This window comes from Oleiphilus sp. HI0086 (assembly GCF_001635225.1).
Window position 1 is genome coordinate 1 of record NZ_LWFZ01000017.1, and the last position, 1,127, is coordinate 1,127.

Annotated in this window: 1 protein-coding gene and 1 pseudogene; both read right to left on the reverse strand. The window is 47.6% G+C overall.

Annotation, left to right across the window (positions count from 1 at the left end; translation table 11 throughout):
* On the reverse strand, positions 1 to 337 hold a 337-nt coding region (locus tag A3756_RS00385), incomplete at its 3' end, for a DUF924 family protein (RefSeq protein WP_156490128.1).
* 462 nt (positions 338 to 799) lie between these two features.
* Positions 800 to 1,127: pseudogene (locus tag A3756_RS26925) on the reverse strand (hypothetical protein); the annotation flags it as partial.

The window sequence follows — 1,127 nt, forward strand, 5'->3', positions numbered from 1 at the left end:
GCATGAAAGGCATATACAGAAAACTTCGCTCAGTGGGTTCAAGTGCTAAATCTGCACGACAAGCGATCGCTTCCTGAGCCAGCACCAAAGCAAGTGTATCAGAAGCGAAAGCAGCCGGCGTATCTCGATACATATTTCGAGAGAATTGATCTAGAACGATAATCTCAGCCAACCGGCCTTCGGGGCTTGAACGCCAAGTGTAGAGTTCCCCCGCATTCGCTTGGCGGTGCAAGGAAGCAAAACGCCCTTGAATCAGGGCGTCGAAATCAGAGTCCTTAACAAACCAGCTCGAAGGTTCGATTTCTTCAAACCAGAAACTCAATACAGATTGGCACATTGTTTCAGCTAAGTCCTTAATTAAGTAAAACCTAACTGTAGACCTTGAAACACACAAATGCGAGTCGTCGAGAGCTAAGGGCGACTCGGCGAGGGGTAGAACCCTCTGCCTACAGAGTCGATAAAAAGTTACAGCCCTGAATGGCACTTACTTAAGGAGAAATTGGCGTCATTCCCTTGAACAAGGGAATCCATTGTTTTGAGGCTAACTCAATGAAATTGAAGGACCATGACTATCGCTAACCTATAGATTTCTAGTCTTTTTTAACTCTCTAGGTCAGCCAAACGGCTGAAAAACAATGGATTCCCGCCCCGCCCAGGCGGCCCTCTCTTGCTGCGCAATTCACCTTGTGCGCGGGAATGACGAGTTTCGGGGCGAAATCAAGCTTAAGTAAGTGCCATTGGTTACAGCCCTCTTTTCAGAAAAGGGCTAACTTAAGTAAGCCGCCTTCAAATCATACATCTAAACCTGAAACGTACGCTGCATTTCGTCCAGCACTTCCCCTTCGTTCTCGGGCTCATAATGCGGAGGCATCCATGCAGGTCTTTCATTCTGATAAATCATACCAAGCCCGAAGCCATCATCCCTCTGAATTTCAGCCGCGGTCTGAATTGGGTCGTGAGTGTGCTCCTGACCAAACTCATGGACCATTTCCTTCCAATGCTTTTGCTCAGGTACAAAGGTGACACACTGGCTCAATGCCTGCACGAAGGAGAAACCTTCATGCTCAATAGCCTTAACGATTAAATCCGTTAGCTGCTTCGGATCACCATAATAACCACGCGCGATA